General features: G+C 61.0%; 15 protein-coding genes. 8 read left to right on the top strand and 7 right to left on the bottom strand.

Annotated features, from left to right (window positions below; all coding sequences use genetic code 11):
• The first annotated feature begins 35 nt into the window (after window positions 1-35).
• On the top strand, window positions 36-953 hold the full coding sequence (kdgD, locus tag ACSOSP_RS07915; RefSeq protein WP_455310462.1) for a 5-dehydro-4-deoxyglucarate dehydratase: 918 nt from the start codon (window positions 36-38) through the stop codon (window positions 951-953).
• Window positions 954-1,037: 84 nt separating this feature from the next.
• Here the strand turns inward: kdgD and ACSOSP_RS07920 are convergent, their stop codons facing one another.
• Genes ACSOSP_RS07920 through ACSOSP_RS07930 form a run of 3 tightly spaced genes read right to left on the bottom strand, consistent with a single transcriptional unit; the run spans window position 1,038 to window position 3,774 of the window.
• Window positions 1,038-1,622 (bottom strand): LutC/YkgG family protein, encoded by a 585-nt coding sequence (locus tag ACSOSP_RS07920; RefSeq protein WP_455310886.1) that lies wholly within the window; start codon window positions 1,620-1,622, stop codon window positions 1,038-1,040.
• A gap of 2 nt (window positions 1,623-1,624) precedes the next feature.
• The gene (locus ACSOSP_RS07925; RefSeq protein WP_455310463.1) at window positions 1,625-3,034 is read right to left on the bottom strand and encodes a lactate utilization protein B; all 1,410 of its coding nucleotides are present in this window, start codon (window positions 3,032-3,034) and stop codon (window positions 1,625-1,627) included.
• Complete coding sequence (locus ACSOSP_RS07930) at window positions 3,031-3,774, bottom strand: (Fe-S)-binding protein (RefSeq protein WP_455310464.1); 744 nt, start codon at window positions 3,772-3,774, stop codon at window positions 3,031-3,033. The genes ACSOSP_RS07925 and ACSOSP_RS07930 overlap by 4 nt, the downstream gene beginning before the upstream one ends.
• A 147-nt stretch (window positions 3,775-3,921) precedes the next feature.
• Between ACSOSP_RS07930 and ACSOSP_RS07935 the strand changes: the two genes are divergently transcribed.
• The 4 genes from ACSOSP_RS07935 to ACSOSP_RS07950 all read left to right on the top strand — a co-directional run bounded on the left by ACSOSP_RS07935 (window position 3,922) and on the right by ACSOSP_RS07950 (window position 7,439).
• Window positions 3,922-4,698 (top strand): FadR/GntR family transcriptional regulator, encoded by a 777-nt coding sequence (locus ACSOSP_RS07935; RefSeq protein ID WP_455310465.1) that lies wholly within the window; start codon window positions 3,922-3,924, stop codon window positions 4,696-4,698.
• Window positions 4,695-5,756: an aldose epimerase family protein gene (locus tag ACSOSP_RS07940; RefSeq protein ID WP_455310466.1), complete on the top strand. Its 1,062-nt coding sequence runs from the start codon at window positions 4,695-4,697 to the stop codon at window positions 5,754-5,756. The genes ACSOSP_RS07935 and ACSOSP_RS07940 overlap by 4 nt, the downstream gene beginning before the upstream one ends.
• Before the next feature lie 292 nt (window positions 5,757-6,048).
• A complete protein-coding gene (locus ACSOSP_RS07945; protein WP_455310468.1) occupies window positions 6,049-6,531 on the top strand; it encodes a CreA family protein in 483 nt (160 codons plus the stop codon).
• Window positions 6,532-6,674: 143 nt separating this feature from the next.
• Window positions 6,675-7,439: a DUF4088 family protein gene (locus ACSOSP_RS07950; RefSeq protein ID WP_455310469.1), complete on the top strand. Its 765-nt coding sequence runs from the start codon at window positions 6,675-6,677 to the stop codon at window positions 7,437-7,439.
• A 27-nt stretch (window positions 7,440-7,466) separates the two neighbouring features.
• Here ACSOSP_RS07950 and ACSOSP_RS07955 read toward each other — a convergent pair whose 3' ends face one another.
• From ACSOSP_RS07955 to ACSOSP_RS07965, 3 genes are all read right to left on the bottom strand, one after another.
• On the bottom strand, window positions 7,467-9,545 hold the full coding sequence (locus ACSOSP_RS07955) for an ATP-dependent helicase (RefSeq protein ID WP_455310887.1): 2,079 nt from the start codon (window positions 9,543-9,545) through the stop codon (window positions 7,467-7,469).
• 218 nt (window positions 9,546-9,763) lie between these two features.
• Window positions 9,764-10,030: a hypothetical protein gene (locus tag ACSOSP_RS07960; protein ID WP_455310470.1), complete on the bottom strand. Its 267-nt coding sequence runs from the start codon at window positions 10,028-10,030 to the stop codon at window positions 9,764-9,766.
• A 77-nt stretch (window positions 10,031-10,107) separates the two neighbouring features.
• On the bottom strand, window positions 10,108-10,503 hold the full coding sequence (locus ACSOSP_RS07965; protein WP_455310471.1) for a hypothetical protein: 396 nt from the start codon (window positions 10,501-10,503) through the stop codon (window positions 10,108-10,110).
• Between the two features lie 381 nt (window positions 10,504-10,884).
• Between ACSOSP_RS07965 and ACSOSP_RS07970 the strand changes: the two genes are divergently transcribed.
• A complete protein-coding gene (locus ACSOSP_RS07970; RefSeq protein WP_455310472.1) occupies window positions 10,885-11,106 on the top strand; it encodes an RNA-binding S4 domain-containing protein in 222 nt (73 codons plus the stop codon).
• A 169-nt stretch (window positions 11,107-11,275) separates the two neighbouring features.
• Here ACSOSP_RS07970 and ACSOSP_RS07975 read toward each other — a convergent pair whose 3' ends face one another.
• Entirely contained in the window at window positions 11,276-11,458 is a 183-nt protein-coding gene (locus ACSOSP_RS07975) for a hypothetical protein (protein WP_455310473.1), read from the bottom strand.
• On the opposite strand from ACSOSP_RS07975, the gene ACSOSP_RS07980 reads away from it, so the two are divergent.
• Window positions 11,457-12,881, top strand: coding sequence for an MATE family efflux transporter (locus tag ACSOSP_RS07980; RefSeq protein WP_455310474.1), 1,425 nt, complete (start codon window positions 11,457-11,459; stop codon window positions 12,879-12,881). The two genes, ACSOSP_RS07975 and ACSOSP_RS07980, sit on opposite strands and share 2 nt — an antisense overlap.
• Window positions 12,882-13,479: 598 nt before the next feature.
• Entirely contained in the window at window positions 13,480-15,090 is a 1,611-nt protein-coding gene (locus ACSOSP_RS07985) for a phospholipase D-like domain-containing protein (protein WP_455310889.1), read from the top strand.
• Window positions 15,091-15,111 lie beyond the last annotated feature (21 nt).

Genomic DNA, 15,111 nt, shown 5'->3' on the forward strand with positions numbered 1-15,111 from the left:
CATCGACTTACCCCAAAACGAATTCACGACCAACCATGACAACACCTCAAGAGCTCAAGCAAATCGTTTCCGAAGGGCTGCTGTCCTTTCCGCTGACCGACTTCGACGAACAAGGCGACTTCCGCGCCGATACCTACGCTGCCCGTCTCGAATGGCTGGCGCCCTATGGCGCGACGGCGTTGTTCGCGGCCGGCGGCACGGGTGAATTTTTCTCGCTGACGCAAAGCGAATATTCGAACGTGATCCGCACGGCGACTGAAACCTGCAAAGGCAAGGTGCCCATTCTTGCTGGCGCGGGCGGCGCGACGCGGGTGGCGATTGCTTATGCGCAGGAGGCCGAACGGCTGGGCGCGAACGGCATCTTGCTGATGCCGCATTACCTCACCGAAGCCAGCCAGGAAGGCATTGCCGCGCACGTCGAACAGGTGTGCAAGGCCGTGAAGAATATTGGCGTGATCGTGTATAACCGCGCCAATTCGAAGCTCAACGCCGACATGCTCGAACGGCTCGCCGATACCTGCCCGAACCTGATCGGCTTCAAGGACGGTGTGGGCGAGATCGAAAACATGGTGACGATCCGTCGCCGGCTGGGCGACCGGTTCTCGTATCTCGGCGGGCTGCCGACCGCCGAGGTTTATGCCGAAGCGTATAAGGCGCTGGGCGTGCCGGTGTATTCATCGGCGGTATTCAACTTCATTCCGAAGACGGCGATGGAGTTTTATAAAGCGGTGGCCTCGCAGGATCACGCGACTACCGGCCGTTTGCTCGATGAGTTCTTCATGCCGTATCTGGCGATTCGTAATCGCAAGGCGGGTTATGCAGTGAGTATCGTGAAGGCGGGGGCGAAGCTGATCGGCCGCAGCGCCGGTCCTGTGCGCGCTCCGCTGACCGACCTGACCGAAGATGAAATGGCGCAGCTTGATGTGCTGATCAAAAAGCTGGGCTCTCAGTAAAATCCGGCGCTAGTTGAAAAGCCGTTCCAACGTAAGTTGGAACGGCTTTTTTGCATCTGGCGTCCCTTATACGCGCTGCGGGATTTAAACCGCCAGCAACACCACCGTCAGCGACCGCACGCCTTGTGCTCCGCGAATCAGCACGCCTTCGATATCCGCCGTCGCCGATGGCCCCGTCACCAGCACCGCATAACGCGCGGCCTTGAAGTCATCGCGTCGATACACATCCTGCAGCCCATCCACGATTTGCGCAGGATCGAGCAGCACGACCAGATGCTGCACCAGATACCCAATCGAATTGACGATGTACTCGTCCTCGCTGAACCAGACCGAGCCCGTTTCCGCCACGCCGAAGCGCGCGCGCACGACGCCTGCATCGACGTCCTGCAGTAACGCAGGCGGCATATCGGCGGCGAGCGCACGATTTCCTTCGATACCCGGCACAGCCGACGCAACTATCGCGTCCGGGCCGAAACGCTCGGCCAGCAGCGCGCGCACCGTATCGAGCGATTCGCCTTCGACCACGGTTCCGCCCATCGCGGCGAGAGCGGTGCGAAAGCGTTCGAGTCGTTCACCGGGCGGGGTATCGAAGAGCGGCACGTCGGGACGCGGCCTGCCGGCCGGTTGCGCCGCGCGGATCTTCGCGAGAAAAGTGTCACGTGTGGTTATCGTCATTTTTTGGCGATCTTGCGATTTTTCTTGTACCACTCGTGGAAAGTTTCAGCGGGCGTCTCGGGCAGATCGCGCTGACGGCCCCAGATGTTCAGCGGGTTATAGAGCACGAAGTTCGGCAGCCGCTTCAGCGCGCCGCCAAGCGACGCAACGGTGCCTCGATACAACGTAGGACTGGCAAGCAGGCGCCCTGCCATCTTCAACACTTCCTGCTTCACGAACGGCACTTCATGATTCGCCGCGATCACTTCGCGCCACTTGTAGATCTGCTCGTGAATGTTGACCTTCGTGGGGCAGACGTTCGTACAACTGCCGTTGAGCGTTGACGCAAACGGCAGGCTGCTGAAGCGCTTCATATCGTAAGTAGGATTGATGATCGCGCCGATCGGCCCCGAATACGTAAAGCCGTACGACAAGCCACCGCTGCGCCTGTACACCGGGCACGTATTCATGCACGCGCCGCAACGGATGCATTTAAGCGAATACCAGAAATCCTCCATCGCGAGGCGCTCGGAGCGGCCGTGATCGACGAGGATGTAGTGCATCTCCGAGCCCAGCCGCGGCGCGCGGAAATGCGAGGTGTATTGCGTGATCGGCGAACCGAGCGCACTGCGCGACAGCATGCGAATGAACACGCCGAGATCGGAAATCCGGGGAATCAGCTTTTCGATACCAATCGATGCAATGTGCAGCGGCGGCACATTCGCCGACAAGTCCGCATTGCCCTCGTTCGTGCACACGACGACCGTTCCCGTCTCCGCAACCGCGAAGTTGCAGCCCGTCATCCCTGCGGTTTTTTCGCGCACGAAATACGGTCGCGTGTTCATGCGCTGGCTTTCGGCGAGGTAGTGGATATCGCTGTTCTTGGGATCGGTGCCGATCGTGCGGCCAAAAAGCTCGGCAACATCCGCGCGCAGTTTATGTACGGCGGGCACGACCATGTGGCTCGGGTCCTGGTTATCCAGTTGCTGGATGCGCTCGCCGAGATCCGTTTCCATCACCGTGATGCCGCGCGGCTCGATGTACTCGCGCATCTTGCATTCATCGGTGAGCATGGATTTGCTTTTGACCAGCGTGGTCAAGCCGCGCTCGGACATCAGCTTGTAGACGATCTCGTTGTGCTCTTCGGCCGTCGATGCGTAATGCACGATCACCCCATGCGACTCGGCTTGAGTGATGAACTGGTCGAGATAATCTGCCAGATTCGAAAGCGTGTGCTCCTTGATCCCCGACGCCAGCTCGCGCAGCGTCTCCCATTCGGGCATGCCGTGGGCTTGGGCGTCGCGTTTGCTGCGCAGGTCCCAGAGGCGTTTATCGTGGAAAGCAACGTGGTCTTCCTTCGCGATGAACGCGCCCGCCGCCTTCGCGTGATCGAGCCGTTTGCTTTTTCCCTTCGCGACGTCGCTCATGCGCGTGCTCCGTTCAGGATCTGGGCGATGTGGATAAAACGGGCATCGAGTTTCAGGCGTTCGGCGCAACCTTGCTGATGCATGAGGCACGACATATCGCCTGAGACGATATATTGCGCGCCCGCACCGAGATGATCGCGGACCTTGTCCTGCCCCATCCTCACCGATACCGCTTCTTCAGTCACCGAAAACGTGCCGCCGAAGCCGCAGCATTCGTCGGGGCGCGTGGGCGTAACGAATTCGATGCCTTTGACGCCTTCGAGTAACGCGCGGGGTTTGGAAAACGGCGTTCCATTGATCTCCGATGCAGAGACCTCCTTCAGATGCCGGATCGCGCTGCAACTATTGTGCAAGCCGACCCGATGCGGGAATTCGGCCCACGGGAATTCGCGCACCTTGAGGACATCGTGGAGAAATTCGACGAGTTCGTAGGCGCTCGTTCGCACCTTGCGCACGGACGCGGTCTGCTCGATCGCGGTCAAATGCTCGCGCACGTGATGAATGCAGCTCGCCGAAGGCCCGACCACGTAGTCGTAATCGGCGAAATTGCGGGCGAACACGCGCTCGGCGCCGGCCGCTTCCTTTTGCGCGCCGCTATTCGCCATCGGCTGGCCGCAACAGGTTTGTTCCTCCGGGTAGTCGACTTCTACGCCCAGTCGTTCGAGCAATTCGAGTGTCGCGATGCCGACTTCGGGATAGAACGCATCGATAAAACAGGGAACGAACAGGGCGACTTTCATTGATTAGAAAAATGTGAGGAGCCGGAAAAACGAAGGATTTTGCCATTCTTGGTCAGCTTGGTCTGACCAAGACTTTAAAGTTTGCGATCTTTCATGTCAAACTAGGAAAAATATCGAGCCGGTTTGTTATCCACCTTTAGCGCACTCATGCCTTTCAAGCCCGTCCAGTCCTACACGCGCACGCGCATCGCCGATGTCGTCTCCGACCAGATCCGGGCGCTGATCACGACCGGCGCATTAATCCCCGGGCAACGCCTTCCCGCCGAACGCGATCTCGCGGAACAGCTCAATGTCTCGCGCCCGTCGCTGCGTGAAGCGCTGATCCGGCTGGAATCGGATGGATTTATCCAGGCGGCTGCGCGCAGCGGCTTCGTTGTATCCGATGTCACCGCGCCGCTCGTGTCCGCTCCGCTCGCCGCGTTGCTGAGCCAGCATCCCACGGCCAGCGCCGATGTCCTCGAACTCCGCCACGGCCTCGAATCCCTGGCCACGGGCTACGCGGCCGAACGCGCCACTCCCGCCGATCTGGCGCGCATCACCGAAGCGTTCAACGCGCTGAAAACCGCTGCCATCGAACCTAAACGCACTCGTATCGCAGAACACGACGCCGCGTTCCATCTCGCCATTGCCGACGCCACCCACAACCTCGCGCTCGCCCACGTGATGCACGGCTTGCACGAGCTCGTACGGGAATCGATGCTGACATCGCACCGGCTGGTCGACTACGACAACGACGTGGAAGCGAACCTGCTCGCGCAGCACCAAGCCATCTTCGATGCGATCATCGCCCGCGACCCGCGCCGCGCTCGCGACGCCGCCGGCGCCCATCTGGATTACGTCAGCACGCTTTATCGCGACCGGCTGCCCAAGCCGGAAGCAACCCGCCATCCCGCAAAAAACCAGAATCCGGAGACCACACCATGACTATTTCCAGCGCCCACTGGGGCAATCTCGCAGACGGTACGCCCGTCGATCTTCACACGCTGAGCCATGACAACGGCTTGCGGGTATCGGTGACGAATCTGGGCGCGTCGCTCGTCTCCTGGTTCGCGCCGGATCGCGACGGCCGTCTGGCAGATATCCTGCTCGGCCACGATGCCCCCGCCGCGTACACAACCGGTCCTGCCTACATGGGCGCAACCGTCGGACGCTGGGCGAACCGCATCGCGGGCGCACGCTTCTCGCTCGATGGCGTGGAGTACCAACTCGAAGCCAATCAGCCACCGAATTCGCTACACGGCGGCGTCCAGGGCTTTAGCTACAAGCTGTGGCAAGCGCGACATACGGACGACGCTTTGGTCCTCACGCTCGAATCGCCCGCAGGCGATAGCGGTTTCCCCGGCGCGCTCACCGTCCAGGTGACCTACGCGTTCAGCAACGCGGGCGAGCTGACGATCACCTACGATGCCTTCACGGACGCACCTACGCCGCTCAACCTCACGAACCACGCGTACTTCAACCTGTCGGGCGTGGACTCGACGACTATCCACGACCATGAGATCGAGATCGCCGCCGATCAATTTTTCGCCATCGATAAACATACGATTCCGACCACGCTGGAAAACGTCGCCAATACGCCGTTCGACTTCCGTACGGCCGCGCTGCTCGGACCGCGACTGGACACCCGCGACAACGAGCAAGTGACGCTGGCGGGTGGCGGTATCGACCATTGTTATGTGTTGGGAACGGCTGAGCCGGTCACGGAGCTGCCCGAATTGCGGCGCGTTGCCGCTGTTTATCATCCGGCCAGCGGACGCGAGCTGCTTGTCTCGACCACCGAGCGCGGTTTGGTGTTCTACACCAGTAACAGTCTCGAAGGCGTGCCGGGCAAGCGCGGTCTGACTTATCACAAATACGGCGGGCTTTGCCTCGAAGCGGGCGGGTTTCCCAATCAGATCAATATGGACGACGCGGAAGACGTCGTGTTGCGTCCCAATGAGCGATATCGGCAAATCACGCGCTACGCCATGCGCGTGAGGTAGAAATGCGCCTTCGATAGGACCCCGCCTACAGTCGAATAGGACGCTCGCGGGTATCGGCGGACCGGCCTCTCATCGATACTGAATTCATTGAATCAGAAATCGAATGGAGGAAGACATGCCCTATCTACTGGGATGGTTGCTTGGCGTGCCGGTGATCGTGTTGGTGATCCTGTATCTGATCTTTCACTGAGCTTTTTATTGAACGCGAAAGCGCGCGGTTTCACGTGAACTGAACGAAGGCGTCGATACAATATCGACGCCTTTTTCATTTCCTCATTGCCGAAGGATTCCGATGAAACGCGCTCTCGTCGCTCTGACGTCCCTGACGTCGCTCGTTGCGTTGTTTGCTGCGCCTGCCCTGCATGCCGAGGAAATAGCCAGCGTCAACACGAATTTCCGCTTTACCGGCTCGGATCGCGTTACGGTCGAGGCGTACGACGACCCCGCCGTCGCCGGCGTCACCTGTTACGTTTCCCGCGCACGCACGGGCGGCGTTAAAGGAACGCTGGGAATAGCCGAAGACCCGTCTGAGGCTTCGATAGCTTGCCGCCAGGTCGCACCGATCAAGATCGATGCGCCGCTCAAGCAAAAGTCCGATGTGTTCTCGGAGCGTATGTCGTTTATCTTCAAGACGTTACACGTAGTGCGTATAGTCGATGCCAAGCGCAATACGCTGGTTTATCTGACGTATAGCGACCGGATTACGACCGGTAGCGCGAAGAACAGCGTGACCGCCGTGCCGGTGCCTGCAGGTACGACGATTCCCGTCAAATAAGACAGCGGCCTCGTCAAACCCGCCCTAAAGTTTTCCCTCCCCACGCCGATATACAGACGAACGGCCGTCGCCCTCATGGCGACGCCGACTGTCTTCCCGCGCCGGCTTGAACCGGCCAGCGGGATCGGAAACCGGGAAACATCATGGGTCAGATCACCCTTTCGTTTAAAGACGAAACCATCGCGGCGCTACGCCGTGACTTCGAGACGTTGATTCGTCTGTCGCTCAAGTTCGACCCGCAATTCGTCACGCCCACGTTCGAAGATTTCCTGCGCGCAAAACTGCTCGACAACCCCACGCCGCTCACGGAACAAGCGGTCCAGCGAATGCTGCAGAACGGCCAGTACGCGTGGGCAAAACGGGCGCTCGACAAGGAGTTTCCCGACGTCGTCGAAATGATGATGCGTCAAGCCGCGGAACACGGTTTCGGCTTCGCCGTGCGTTCGGACTGGAAACCGGACGACCTCGTGAAGGCGTCACGCGCGTGGGCCACGGCTATCGTGACCGAGGCGAATGGAGACGCGGCGCAGATCGATCCACTTGCGTCGCAGATCAAGGCGGCAGCATCGGATATTCAGGAACTCGAGATGAAAATGCAGACGCCCGCATGGCGTCTCGCCGATTCACTGCGTCAACGCGTGTACGAAACCAAGATTGCGACCGAACATAGTGCTGGATCGACAGCGCGCGAGAAGCTCGGTGAACTGCGCTGCCTGCTGCGCCTCGGTATGTTCCATGGCTCGATTGCAAAGCAGGAAGCACAGCAAGTACTCGAGCAGTTGCGCATGATGAAGCCGGAGATTTTTATTGAAGAGCCGTACGACGGTTTCACTCGCTTCGGCAACTGGCTGCGTACGATCTTCACGCCGGAGCGCAGAGTGCCGAAGCCTTCGCGTGCGGAACGTTGAGCTTGTTTTGAGCTAGCTCGAAGCCCTTCACTCCCACATCTTCTTCAACCGCGCGGCGATATCGACTTTGGCCTTTGCCGCCGCGGCCAGTCCCGCCGCTGTCGGCGCGGCCGGCTCGGGAACTGGCGGCCACGCGCACGCTTCGAACTGCGGCATCAGATGCGCGGGGATGAAACGCGTACGCGCCGCCCAGACATGCCGGTCGCCCATATGCGTCTGGTTGTGCACGTAGAAACGCTGCGGCGTGACAATGTGCAAATCCTCTTTCGCACGCGTCATGGCGACGTACAACAGCCGCCTCTCTTCATCGATTTCCTCGTCGCTGCCCGTGCCCATATCGGATGGAATGCAGCCATCCACGCCATTCATCACGAACACGTTCTTCCACTCCTGGCCCTTGGCCGAATGGATGGTGGAAAGAATCAGATAATCCTCGTCGATGAGCGGAACACCCGATTCGTCGCTGGTGGCATCGGGCGGATCGAGCGTCAGTTCCGTGAGAAAACGCTCGCGCGTGGGATACGTGGACGCAATGCTTTCCATCTGCAACACGTCGCCATGACGGATCGACGCGTCTTCGTGATTGCGTTCCAGATGCGGTTCGTACCAGCGCCGGATCATTTCGAATTCAGCGGGCCAGCCGCTTTCGCGTGCGCAAACCTTCGACATCATCGCGACGAGCGTCGGCCAGTCTTCGCTCGCGCGCAACGGCGCGGCGAATGCGGCCAACGCGGCCGGCGTCTCGCCGCGCTCGGCGACCTGATCGAGTACACGCCCCGCGATGGCAGGTCCAACCCCTGGCAACAACTGCAGCACGCGAAACCCGGCCACGCGATCACGCAGGTTCTCGCCCCAGCGCAGTACCGCCAGCACGTCCTTCACGTGAACCGAATCGAGGAACTTCAGTCCACCGAACTTCACGAACGGAATGTTGCGCCGCGTGAGTTCGATTTCGAGCGCGGCGCTATGATGCGCGGCGCGAAACAGCACCGCTTGCTGCTTGAGCGTCATGCCGCCTTCGCGCGCCTCCAGCACCTGCTCGACGATATAACGCGCCTGATCCGCCTCGTCCGCCACCGAGACCAGGCGTGGGCGTTGCGCCGATGCCTTGTCGGTCCACAAGTTCTTCGTATAACGCTCGGCGGCGAGTCCGATCACCGCATTCGATGCCGCCAGAATCGGCTGCGTCGAGCGGTAATTGCGCTCGAGCGTCACGCATTTCGCGGGCGGGTCGAAGTGGCTCGGGAAATCGAGAATATTGCGCACCGTCGCGCCGCGAAATGAATAGATGGACTGGGCGTCGTCGCCGACGACCGTCAGCCCGCGGCCATCGGGTTTCATCGACAGCAAGATGGACGCCTGCAGCTTGTTCGTGTCCTGGTATTCATCGACCAGCACGTGGTCGAAACGGCTCGACAGATCCGCGGCAATGGACGGCTCGGCGGCGAGATGCGACCAGTAGAGCAGCAGGTCGTCATAGTCGAGCACGCTTTGCTGCTGCTTCGCGTTGACGTAGGCCGCGAAGAGGCGGCGCAGGTCGTCTTGCCATTCGCGGCACCACGGGAACGCCTGGTCGAGCACCGTGGCAAGCGACACGCCGGTGTTGACCACGCGCGAGTAAATGGCGAAGCAAGTGGACTTGGCCGGAAAGCGTTTTTCTTTCGCCGATAACCCGAGTTCATGCCGCACGAGGTTCATGAGATCGGCGGAATCCTCGCGGTCGTTGATCGTGAACGACGGCGACAACCCCACGAGATCCGCGTAATCGCGCAACAACCGCGCGCCCACGCTATGGAAGGTGCCAGACCAGGTGAGGCCCTGCGCGATCACGCTGCGATTGCCCAAAGCGTTCACGGCGATACGCGTCACGCGCCGGGTCATCTCGCTCGCCGCGCGCCGCGAAAACGTCAGCAAGAGGATCCTGTGCGGGTCCGCGCCCTTCACCAGCAAATGCGCCACGCGATGCGCCAGCGTGTTCGTCTTGCCCGACCCCGCCCCCGCGATCACCAGCAGCGCGCCGGCTGGCTCGCCAGCGTCCGACGCTTGCGTGCCGTACTCGACGGCTTCCCGCTGCGCGTCGTTCAGTTTGGTCAGGTACGACGCAATGTCTTCCTGCGCCGGCTCGGGCGCGGGATTGTCATCGGTGGCGGAGTTGAGCGTGAGCACGTCGAATGGGCTTTAAAAACGGGTGACGCACACTGTATATCCATACAACTCTTCCACGCAAGCGACTGATGCAGAAGGCTTTTGGCCCTATAAAAATGGCCCGGCGCGCTCAAGCGTGCGGGGCCATCGTCCTTCCCTGCAGCGCAACCTGTCGCGAATCAGTCCGCTTTCTTCGCGTTTTTCAGGTTCGCGTCGGCAGCGGCTTCATCCGCCTTCGATTGCGATTCCGTCTTTTTCTTGTCGGCCTTGGCCTGCGCTACGTTCGCGTCCTTATCCGCCTGGTCCTGCTTCTTCGCCGCTTTCTTATCGGCGTGCGTGGGTTCAGGGTTGGCGGTGGTCTGCGTCTGCGCAACCGACACAGTGGCGGCTGTTGCGAACGCACCCGCAAGCAGCGCTGCAATCAAGCGTTTAGTGGTCGTTGTCATGAATTCCTCCTTGCCAGCGGCCCCGCTTGGGGGCCGCGCTCGATCGTTCTGTTCGTCCTTTTTGTCGAACTGAAAACTTAATGCTGCAGGCCCGTATCCTTCGGACCGTCCGGCTCGGCGGACTTCAAGTCGTCGTTGGCGGTCTGGTTGTCGGCCTTCTTGTTGATCTTCGCGTTGCGCACCTGCTCCTTGTATTGCGCCTTCGCTTCCTTGTTTGTCGCCTTCAAGTCCTGCTTCGATGCCTTCTTCGATGCCTTGTATTCAGCACTAGCCTGCGCGTTGGCATTGCGCTTCACGACAAACGGATCGATCGGCGCCGGCGCGACAATGTTTTGCGGCGGCGGTGCGGTTTGCGCGGACGGCGCGGCCATCTGGCCGGCGTCGGAAGGTTGCGCGGTTTGCGCGAACGCGGATGCAGACACACCCATGGCGACAAAAGCGGTACCCAACAGCATTTTCTTGACTTGCAACATATTGATTTCCTCGCTGGCAGTTTTATTCCGGGTGGTCGATTGCAACCATTGCAACCGCCCGCGACGCCTAAGCGATGTGCGTTGTGTCCTCAAACACCCCGCTTGAAACAGCGCGCCGCAAATACCCGTCTACACTTCTGTTGACCGGCACGAACGCGAACAAAACCACGTAAAAAACGCACCGGTCACTACGACTGACCCGGTGCCGGACGCTGGAGTTCGCTGAAACGTGTCATTGTTACCGAAGGTTTCACTTCCTGACATATTGCAAACAACCGAAACGCCCGATATCCGGGAGCCTTGCCTGTACTCGCACGTGGCGTGCCCGGCTGGTTTATCATGGGCGCCCTTTCCGTCCCCAACCTTGCGAAGACTGACCCCATGCCGCGCCTCGAATTCACGCTCACAGGCGACTACGTCGAACTGCACAACCTGCTCAAGCTGATGGGCCTGGCCGATAGCGGCGGCTCGGCGAAAGCGCGCGTCGCCGAGGGCGAAGTGAAGGTCAATGGCAAGATCGAGCTGCGCAAGACCTGCAAGATCCGCGCGGGCCAGACGGTGGTCATCGACGACACCACGATCAAGGTTCTCAAGCCGAAATGATCGGCATGAGTCCGATCTGAACGACGTTCAATATCGCGTCGTGATCGACATAATCGCAATCAAGCAATAAGCTAGATGGCTTTCGTTCCCTTTCGCCGCTTTCAGCTTGTTGACGGTCGAAGCCAGCTTTTCAAGCCAATGTGCTTCAAGAGTGCTTCAAAGCCGGGATTCACAGCTGGAATTCGAAGCCGGATTTCATCACTGAAATCCAAAGCGGAGCTTCAGCCCGATTCAGGCTGAAGCGAGGCCGGAACGAGCGGGCGATGTAGCACCGGTAACGGTTAGCTGCATCGCCCGTTGCCGTTTTTGCCCGGTTTTTGCCGTGCAGCAAAGCATCCAGATAATCCGTCATGCCATCCAGTCTGAAACGCGCGAACGCGCCGCCTAGCCTTTCCCGTCACGCCGTCGATACCGCGAGGCTCGCCGCACCCCTCGCGATCTCGCAACTGTCGCAAATGGCGATGGGCGTCACCGACACCATCCTGCTCGGCTCGCTCGGCCCCGATTCCCTCGCGGCCGGCGGCCTGGGCGCAAACCTGTTCTTCGTGGTCGTGGTGCTGCTGCAAGGCGTGCTGACGTCGGTCAGTGTCTCCGTCTCGCATGCGCGTGGCGCCAACAACGATCACCTCGTGCCGAACATCTACTGGACCGGGCTGGTGCTGTCGCTGCTGCTCGCGATTCCCGCCTTCACGCTGCTGAGCTTCGCCGAACCGATCCTGCTCAAGTTCCACGAACCCGCGATGCTCGCCAGGAACGTCGGCGAATATTGCGCAATCCTGCGCTGGGGCGCGCCCGGCAGCCTGCTCGGGATCGGCATGATGCGCGCGTTCCTGCCGGCTATTGGCGCGGCGAAGCGGCTGCTGTGGGTATCGATTGGCGGTGTGTTCGTGAACGCATTTCTCAACTACGGCTTGATCCACGGCGCCTATGGCCTGCCCGAACTTGGTTTTCTCGGCTCGGCGGTCGCCACCACGACTACAGTCTGGATGACGGCGCTGGTACTCATCGCGTTCCTGCATCTGCGGCCGCGTTACCGGCATTTTGTCGTTGCATCGAGACCGCGCCTGCCGCTGATGGGCGAATTGTTTGGTATCGGCTGGCCGGTCGCGATCACCTATGGCGTTGAATCCACGCTGTTTCTCGCCACCGGGATGACCGTCGGCACGCTCGGCGAAGCGCAGCTTGCCGCGCATCAGATCGCGCTGAACGTGGCGTCGGTGGCGTTCATGGTGCCGCTTGCCATCGGCCAGGCGGCAAACGTGCGCGTCGGATTCTGGATCGGCGCGGGGCAGCCGCTGGCTGCGCGCCACGCCGGCTTCGTGGCAATCGCGCTAGGCGTGTCGTTCATGGCGATGTCCGGCTGCGTGCTGGTGCTGGCGCCGCACGCGATCGTCGGGCTCTATCTGCATCTGAACGATCCGAAGAACGCCCAGACCGTTGCGCTGGCCGCGTCGCTGCTGGGGGTCGCAGCCGTATTCCAGATCGTCGACGGCATGCAGACCGTCGCGTCGGGCGTGCTGCGCGGGCTGAAGGACACGCGCGTGCCCATGCTCGCCGCGGCGCTCGGTTATTGGGGCATCGGCTTTCCGACGGGCTACATGCTGGCATTTCACTTCAACGGCGGCACGAAGGGCTTGTGGTGGGGCCTGGCTGCGGGACTCGCGAGCGTCGCGGTGCTGATGACCCTTCGCTTCGATCGCATGAGCCGGCGTTTGATCACGCGCGGCGCGCTTGAACCCGGCAAATCCGGGCAGGCGCCCCGGCACACGGCTTGAAGCGGTGGCTGCGGATGTTCGATTACCCAGGGTGCCACGGCACAACGCGGCATAAGTTAAGCAGACATTGTTGGTTGGAACTGGAGCGGTGCGGAGATACGATCAAGCCGTCTCCTTGAGATTCATCCAGTAACAGGGGTATTAGGCCCGCTTCGTCGAAGCGGGCTTTTTTTCGTCCGCACGTCTTCAATCGCGTTGTTCCTCCCGCTGGCAGATCCGCGTTGAACCAGCCGGCGCCAGCCGCGAGAAAGGCTACGAGCAACCGCTTAGCTGCCCGCTCCACTTTTTCGCTAATCGACCCAACCGCCGTGTTTGTTGCCGATTTCCCATAAAATGACCGCGCATGATCCTTGCTGTACACCCGCGAGATCCGCTGCTGCACGCGGCCGCTGCGTGCGCAACCGCCGCAAGCAGTTCAAAAAAATCGCTCGGGAAAACAAGAGGAACGGACGTGTCGGAATGCAGCAGGCAGTTATCTCGGTCATCACTATCTCAAGCCGCGTCAGGCCAGCATTCCGGCAGGCGCACAGAGCGCACGCGAGCAGGACAGGTTTCATCGGAGGCAATCCCGCCGGCACGAACCCGGCGCCTTGCACCGCTGTCGCGCGGGTTCGCGCTCGCCGCTGCCGCTCTGACGGTGCTGGCGCTCAGCGCCTGCGCCACCCGCCCGCCGGCGACGGCGTTCGACCGCCCCGCCACTCACGCGCTCTCCGCCACCGCCGACACCCCCTTGCGCTCGGCCCTGCTGCCGAAGGAGGCAGCGCACCCCGGCGAGTCCGGCGTGCGCCTGCTGCCCACCGGCACCGAGGCGCTGCAGGCCCGCATCGCGCTCGCTCGCGCGGCGACCAAGACGCTCGACATGCAGTACTACATCGCGAACGAAGACAACACAGGCAAGCTGCTGCTGGGCGCCGCGCTTTACGCGGCGGATCGCGGAGTCAAGGTGCGCATGCTCGTCGATGACCTGAATTTCAAGGACATCGACCAGATCATGGCCGCGCTGAATTCGCACGACAACATCGATATCCGCGTGTTCAATCCATTCGGCAGCGCGTCCCGCAGCTTCGGCGAACGCACGCGCAACCTGTTCACGAACGTCGATCATTTCACGCGCCGGATGCACAACAAGGCGATGATCGCGGACAACCAGATTGCGATCGTGGGCGGCCGCAATCTCGGCGATGAATACTTCAGCGCGAGCGCGACCCTGCAATTCCGCGATCTCGATGTGTTCGCGGCCGGACCGGTGACGCAAGAGATATCGGCGAGTTTCGACGACTACTGGAACAGCTCGATTGCGTATCCCCTGCGCGCGCTGAACAAGCAAAAATTCGATCCCGCCGATCTCAACAAAACCCGCGAAGACCTGCGTCAGCACTGGAAAGAACAGGCCGATCCGCTGAACGCCAAGCCACTGAACGCCACGCCAATTGCCCAGCAGATCGCACAGGACGGGCTGGGCCTGACCTGGGCGCGCACGGAGTTCGTTGCCGATTCACCGGTCAAGATCGAGCATCCCGACAAGGACTACAAAAGCCCGCCCATGCAGCGCCTGATCGAGCTCGCAAACCAGGCCCGCAGCGAGGTCCTCATCATTTCGCCGTATTTCGTGCCGCACGACGAGGGCGTAAAGGCGCTAGCCGCCATCACGGGGCGCGGCGTGAAGGTGAAAGTGCTGACCAATTCGCTGGCGGCCACCGACGCCGTCGCGGTACAGGCGGGTTACGCGCCGTATCGCGTACCAATGCTCAAGGCCGGCGTAGAGTTATACGAGTTCAAGCCGGTGCAGGCGGAGGGCGACGGCCGGCCGCGCGCCGGGCTGTTCGGCTCGCGATCGCGCGCGAGCCTGCATGCCAAGGCTTATATGCTGGATCGCAGTATCCTCGTGATTGGGTCGATGAACCTGGACCCGCGCTCGGCGTCGCTCAACACGGAACTCGCGCTGGTGATCTACAACCCGCAAATTGCGGGGGAAGCCGCACAATTGTTCGATGCCGGCATTGCGCCGGCGAGGGCGTATCGTGTGGAACTCGCTTCGCCCGCGGTGCTTGCGGGCCTGAAGTACACCGGCTCGCCGATGTCCCCGCTCGTCTGGACCACTGAAGACGACGGCCTGGTGCGAACCTACAATTTCGACCCGCAAGCGGGCCTTTATCGCAACGTGATGACGGGTCTGTTCATGCTGCTGCCCGTCGATTCGCAGCTTTGAGATTTTCGATATTTCCGCTAT

This window comes from Caballeronia sp. KNU42, assembly GCF_053760385.1.

Bases quoted from the DNA above. Each gene is read 5' to 3' on its own strand.
- kdgD (WP_455310462.1), top strand. From the start codon at position 36: ATGACAACACCTCAAGAGCTCAAGCAAATCGTTTCCGAAGGGCTGCTG.
- ACSOSP_RS07925 (WP_455310463.1), bottom strand. From the start codon at position 3,034: ATGAGCGACGTCGCGAAGGGAAAAAGCAAACGGCTCGATCACGCGAAG.
- ACSOSP_RS07930 (WP_455310464.1), bottom strand. From the start codon at position 3,774: ATGAAAGTCGCCCTGTTCGTTCCCTGTTTTATCGATGCGTTCTATCCC.
- ACSOSP_RS07935 (WP_455310465.1), top strand. From the start codon at position 3,922: ATGCCTTTCAAGCCCGTCCAGTCCTACACGCGCACGCGCATCGCCGAT.
- ACSOSP_RS07940 (WP_455310466.1), top strand. From the start codon at position 4,695: ATGACTATTTCCAGCGCCCACTGGGGCAATCTCGCAGACGGTACGCCC.
- ACSOSP_RS07945 (WP_455310468.1), top strand. From the start codon at position 6,049: ATGAAACGCGCTCTCGTCGCTCTGACGTCCCTGACGTCGCTCGTTGCG.
- ACSOSP_RS07950 (WP_455310469.1), top strand. From the start codon at position 6,675: ATGGGTCAGATCACCCTTTCGTTTAAAGACGAAACCATCGCGGCGCTA.
- ACSOSP_RS07960 (WP_455310470.1), bottom strand. From the start codon at position 10,030: ATGACAACGACCACTAAACGCTTGATTGCAGCGCTGCTTGCGGGTGCG.
- ACSOSP_RS07965 (WP_455310471.1), bottom strand. From the start codon at position 10,503: ATGTTGCAAGTCAAGAAAATGCTGTTGGGTACCGCTTTTGTCGCCATG.
- ACSOSP_RS07970 (WP_455310472.1), top strand. From the start codon at position 10,885: ATGCCGCGCCTCGAATTCACGCTCACAGGCGACTACGTCGAACTGCAC.
- ACSOSP_RS07980 (WP_455310474.1), top strand. From the start codon at position 11,457: ATGCCATCCAGTCTGAAACGCGCGAACGCGCCGCCTAGCCTTTCCCGT.
- ACSOSP_RS07975 (WP_455310473.1), bottom strand. From the start codon at position 11,458: ATGACGGATTATCTGGATGCTTTGCTGCACGGCAAAAACCGGGCAAAA.